Origin of the sequence: Lysobacter zhanggongensis (genome assembly GCF_046638635.1) — a bacterium.
In the GTDB taxonomy this organism is placed as follows: domain Bacteria; phylum Pseudomonadota; class Gammaproteobacteria; order Xanthomonadales; family Xanthomonadaceae; genus Novilysobacter; species Novilysobacter luteus.
On sequence record NZ_JBJXHK010000119.1, the window covers coordinates 1 to 5,050 of the forward strand.

The following is a 5,050-nucleotide window of genomic DNA, read 5'->3' on the forward strand; positions in this document are numbered from 1 at the left end:
ACAACGCGCCGCGCGGCGACAACGCACCGCGCGATGGGCAGCCCCGCGACGGCCAGCGTGGCGACGGCCAGCGTGGCGACAACGCGCAGCGTGGCGGCGACCAGGAAGGCGGCCGCGGCAACCGGCGCGACCGCTTCCGCAACAAGCGCGACCGCAACCGCAACCGCGACGGCCTGCCCAGCGACGACGGCGGCAACGAGACCTTCGTCCCGCGGCCCAACCCGCAGGTCCCGGAGGGCTTCCCGAGCTACTCGCTGGGCGACCTCAAGCGGATGCCGGCGCAGAAGCTGCTCGACATCGCCGAGCAGCTGAACATCTCCGAGGGCGTCGCCCGCGCCCGCAAGCAGGACGTCATCTTCGCCGTGCTGAAGGTGCTGACCCGCCACGGCGAAGGCGTCGCCGCCGACGGCGTGCTGGAGATCCTGCCCGACGGATTCGGCTTCCTGCGCGCGGCCGAGGCCAGCTACCTGGCCGGTCCGGACGACACCTACATCTCGCCCAGCCAGATCCGCCGCTTCAACCTGCGCACCGGCGACCACCTGTCGGGCCGCATCCGCTTCCCGAAGGACGGCGAGCGCTACTTCGCCCTGTCGATCGTCGACACGATCAACGGCGAGCCGCTGGAAGCGAGCAAGAACAAGGTCCTGTTCGAGAACCTCACCGCGCTGTTCCCGCGTCGCAAGTTCAAGCTCGAGCGTGGCGACGGCAGCACCGAGGACATCACCGGCCGGATCCTCGACCTCATGGCCCCGCAGGGCAAGGGCCAGCGCGCGCTCATCGTGTCTCCGCCGAAGGCCGGCAAGACCATGATGATGCAGCAGGTCGCGACCGCCATCACCCACAACCATCCCGACGTGCACATGATCGTGCTGCTCATCGACGAGCGGCCCGAGGAAGTCACCGAGATGCAGCGCACCGTGCGCGGCGAGGTCATCAGCTCGACCTTCGACGAGCCGGCCGCGCGCCACGTGCAGGTCGCCGAGATGGTGATCGAGCGCGCCAAGCGCCTGGTCGAGCACAAGAAGGACGTGGTGATCCTGCTCGACTCCATCACCCGCCTGGCCCGCGCGTACAACAACGTCGTGCCGAGCTCGGGCAAGGTGCTGTCGGGTGGCGTCGACGCCAACGCCCTGCACCGTCCCAAGCGCTTCTTCGGTGCCGCGCGTAACGTCGAGGAAGGCGGCTCCCTGACCATCATCGCCACCGCGCTGGTGGACACCGGCAGCAAGATGGACGAGGTGATCTACGAGGAGTTCAAGGGCACCGGCAACTCCGAGGTCCACCTCAACCGCCGCATCGCCGAGAAGCGCGTCTACCCGGCGATCGACATCAACCGCTCCGGCACCCGCCGCGAGGACTACCTGATCGAGCCCGAGCTGCTGCAGAAGATCTGGATCCTGCGCAAGCTGCTGCACGGCATGGACGAGATCGGCGCGATGGAGTTCCTGCTCGACAAGATGAAGAACTCCAAGTCCAACGATGAGTTCTTCGCCTCGATGAAGCGCTGAGTCGCCCATCGAGAGAAAAAAGCCCCGCAGGTCGCGGGGCTTTTTTTATGGTGCGCCGGGCGCGGCCCACGTCCCCGCGGCGCCATAATCGCCGGGACGGAGGTGCCTGATGCACGGTGGTGGACTTGAGCTGGCCCTGGTTTTCCTGCTCGCCGCGGTGATCGCGGTGCCCGTGTTCCGGCGCTTCGGGCTCGGCGCGGTGCTGGGCTACCTGGCCGCGGGCGTGGTGCTGGGGCCCTATGGGATCCGGGTGATCCGCGATGCCGAGCCGGTGCTGGCGGCGTCTGAGATCGGCGTGGTGATGATGCTGTTCGTGATCGGCCTGGAGCTGTCGCCGGCGCGGTTGAAGGTGATGCGCAGGCCGGTGTTCGGCGCCGGCGGCGCGCAGATGCTGGTCAGCGCGGTAGCGCTGGGCCTGCTGGCGACCCTGGCCGGGTTTGGCTGGCGGACCGCGCTGGTGGTCGGCGCGGGGCTCGCGCTGTCGTCGACCGCGGTGGGACTGCAGTTGCTGTCCGAGCGCAAGACCCTGACCAGCGAGCACGGCCGACTGGCCTTCGCGATCCTGCTGTTCCAGGACCTGTGCGCGATTCCGTTGCTGGCCGCGATCCCCCTGCTCGGCAAGGCGGCGGCGGTGGACGCCGGCGGACTCGGCTGGGACGCCGTGCTGAAGGCGGTCCTGGCGATCGGGGTGCTGGTGGTCGGCGGACGGGTGCTGCTGCGCCATGTATTCCGGATGGTCGCCCGATCGATGATGCCCGAGGTGTTCACCGGCGCAGCGCTGCTGACGGTGCTGGGATCGGCGTGGCTGATGCAGATGGCCGGGCTTTCGGCGGGGCTGGGCGCGTTCCTGGCCGGCGTGCTGCTGGCCGACTCGGAGTTCCGCCACGAGCTTGAAGCGCAGATCGAGCCGTTCAAGGGGCTGTTGCTGGGCCTGTTCTTCATGGCGGTGGGCATGAACGTCGACCTCAAGCGGGTCATGGCGGAGCCACTGCTGATCGAGCTGATGGTGCTGGCGTTGCTGACGGTGAAGTTCGCCATCCTGTGGGCGGTCGGCATCCGGCCGGGTGGTCTGTCGGGGCGCGAATCACTGCAGCTCGGCGCGGTGCTCGCGGTCGGCGGCGAGTTCGCGTTCGTGGTGTTCTCCGAAGCGGTCAGGGCGGGCCTGCTTGACGACGTCATGCGCGACCGGCTGGTCGCCGCGGTGGGCGTGTCGATGGCCCTGACCCCGTTGTTGATGATCGGGGTGGCGCGCCTGTTGCGGGGGCACCCGGTCGCCCGGCCCGAGCGCGATTACGACCCGCTGCCGGAGGACGGGCACCCGCAGGTACTGATCGCCGGGTTCGGCCGCTTCGGCCAGATCGTCGCGCGCTTGCTGGTCGCCCAGAAAGTCCCGTTCATCGCGATCGAGCACAGCGCGGACCAGGTCGATTTCATGCGCCGGTTCGGCAATCCGCTGTTCTACGGCGACCCGGCCAAGCCCGAGCTGTTGCGCTCGGCCGGCGCGGCCCACGTGCGGGTGTTCGTGGTCGCGATCGACGACGTCGAATCGAGCCTGCGGACGGTGCGGGTGATCCGTCGGATGTACCCGGATGCGAAGGTCCTCGCCCGCGCGCGTGACCGGCGCCACGCCTGGGCACTGATGGACCTGGGCGCACAGGCGTTGCGCGAGATGCTGCTCTCCAGCCTGCAACTGGGCGAGGACGTGCTCGTCGCGCTCGGCGTGCCGGCCGATGTCGCCCACGAGCATGCGCAGAGGTTCCTGGCCCTCGACCAGCGGCTGCTCAACGCCCAGTACCTCGTCCACGACGACGAGGCCGCGGTGCTGCAGGCGTCCAGCGACGCGCGGCGGGAGCTCGAAGAGCTGTTCGATGCCGACCGGGGCGAAGGCGTGCTGGGCGGCATCACCCGCGAAGCGGCGCCCCGCGCCTGACCCCGGTTGGTGTCCGCCGCAGGATCAGGGCGGACACCGTCAGGGCCGGAAGGTCAGCTCCCGTTGGGGCCGGTCAGCAGCCGCGGGCCGTGTTGCCCGAGCGGGTAGATGCCGCCGGCCGCCAGTGCGTCCGGCGAGAAGCCGCGCTCGTCCTCGCTGATCCAGGGGATCTCCTGTCGCGGACCCGGCACATAGGCCTGCCACTGGCCGTACTCCGGCTTGCTGTCGCGTCCGATGTGGAAACTGACCGGCACCCGCACCGACCAGTGGGTCTCACCGGCGGCCAGTCCGTCGGTCGGCGGGACGAACGTCCATTTGCGTGCGGCGGCGATGCTGGCCTGCGCAAGGGTCCGACGGTAGATCCGCATCTGGTTTTCGCCGGCCACGACCTTGAGGTTGACCTGCTCGGCAATGACGTCCTCGACGGTCCCGTCGATGCCGAACCGGGCCACGAGATAGACCGTGCCCGACACGCCCGCGGCCAGCATGCTGCCGGGGTAGCGGGGCGGCGTACGCACGCCATTGCGTGGCATCTGGCCGGGGGGGACCTCGCCGAACTTCGCGCTGCGGACTTCGGCCACGTACTGGTCCTCGTCGAGCTGGCGTGCGACCAGCCGCAGGCTCATCGAGGTTCGGGCCGGGGCGGCGACGCCATCCACCAGTACCGGTTCGAAGCGCCACGCGCCGGCCGCCTTCGTGACGAGATCGACCACGGCCGGCGGCAGTTCGTCCACGCGGTCCAGCCGGTAGCCGCTGACGCGGCCGTCGGGCTCGATGTCGACCGTGCCGGTGACCAGCATGCTGGCCTCCGCCGTCTCCCTCACGCCGCGCGGGCCGGTGGCCAGCACGCTGCCGGCGGCCAGCAGCACGACCAGGGCCAGGCTCCATCGCAAGAAGTTCCGTTCCATGAATCGTCTCCTGTCGGCGAAGCCCGGAGTATAGACGGCGCCGGGGACTGGCCCTGGCGGGCTGGTGTCAGCCGCGGTCGCGCAGGAAACGGGCCATCGACACATCGCCACCGGGCGGTCCGGGCGGGGCGAATTCGGCGGCGATGTCGACGAAACCGCGCATCACGGCGATCTCGCGCGGGCTGCGGTTGAGGCCATCGCGCAGGTCCGGATCGGCGCCGGCGCGCAACAGCCACTGCACCACCCGCAACAGGCCATGCAGCGCGGCCAGGTGCAGTGGGCCGAAGCCGCGCGGGTCCTGCACGTCGAGTCGCGCATCGTGGTCGGTCAGTTGTTCCAGCGCGGCGACAAGCACGGCCTCGTCGGCGGCGCTGCCGGGCTCGGCGCGCGCGCCAAGCAACAACAGCAGCGGCGTCGCGCCGCCGGCATCGGCGTTGATGTCGGCCTCGCCATTGGCCAGCAGCAGGGTGTCGAACAGCGCCACCAGGCGGGTACGCTCGCGCGCATTGAAACCGAACATCGCGGCGCAGTGCATCGCGGTCCGCCCCTGGGCGTCGACTGCATGCACGTCGGCGCCGGCGCCGAGCAGGCGCGCGGCAAGGTCGGGCAGGCCGAGCGCGCAGGCAACCATCAGGACGGTGAGGTCGCCGGGCAGGCGCTGTTCGATGTCGGCGCCGGCGGCCAGCAGGCGGTCGACGATGTCG

The 5,050-nt window shown here is 70.1% G+C and carries 4 protein-coding genes; 2 read left to right on the top strand and 2 right to left on the bottom strand.

The genetic code is table 11. From position 1 onward, the window contains the following. Both rho and ACKVMH_RS12675 read left to right on the top strand, forming a co-directional pair. The coding region (gene rho / locus ACKVMH_RS12670) for a transcription termination factor Rho (RefSeq protein WP_412700566.1) at positions 1-1,508 on the top strand (1,508 nt) is incomplete at its 5' end. A gap of 109 nt (positions 1,509-1,617) precedes the next feature. Beyond that, entirely contained in the window at positions 1,618-3,438 is a 1,821-nt protein-coding gene (locus ACKVMH_RS12675; protein ID WP_412700567.1) for a monovalent cation:proton antiporter-2 (CPA2) family protein, read from the top strand. 53 nt (positions 3,439-3,491) lie between these two features. Here ACKVMH_RS12675 and ACKVMH_RS12680 read toward each other — a convergent pair whose 3' ends face one another. Continuing rightward, on the bottom strand, positions 3,492-4,346 hold the full coding sequence (locus ACKVMH_RS12680; RefSeq protein ID WP_412700568.1) for an energy transducer TonB: 855 nt from the start codon (positions 4,344-4,346) through the stop codon (positions 3,492-3,494). Positions 4,347-4,413: 67 nt separating this feature from the next. Beyond that, positions 4,414-5,050, bottom strand: a 637-nt coding sequence (locus tag ACKVMH_RS12685; protein WP_412700569.1) for an ankyrin repeat domain-containing protein, incomplete at its 5' end; no start/stop codon positions are given.

Bases quoted from the DNA above. Each gene is read 5' to 3' on its own strand.
- ACKVMH_RS12675 (WP_412700567.1), top strand. From the start codon at position 1,618: ATGCACGGTGGTGGACTTGAGCTGGCCCTGGTTTTCCTGCTCGCCGCG.
- ACKVMH_RS12680 (WP_412700568.1), bottom strand. From the start codon at position 4,346: ATGGAACGGAACTTCTTGCGATGGAGCCTGGCCCTGGTCGTGCTGCTG.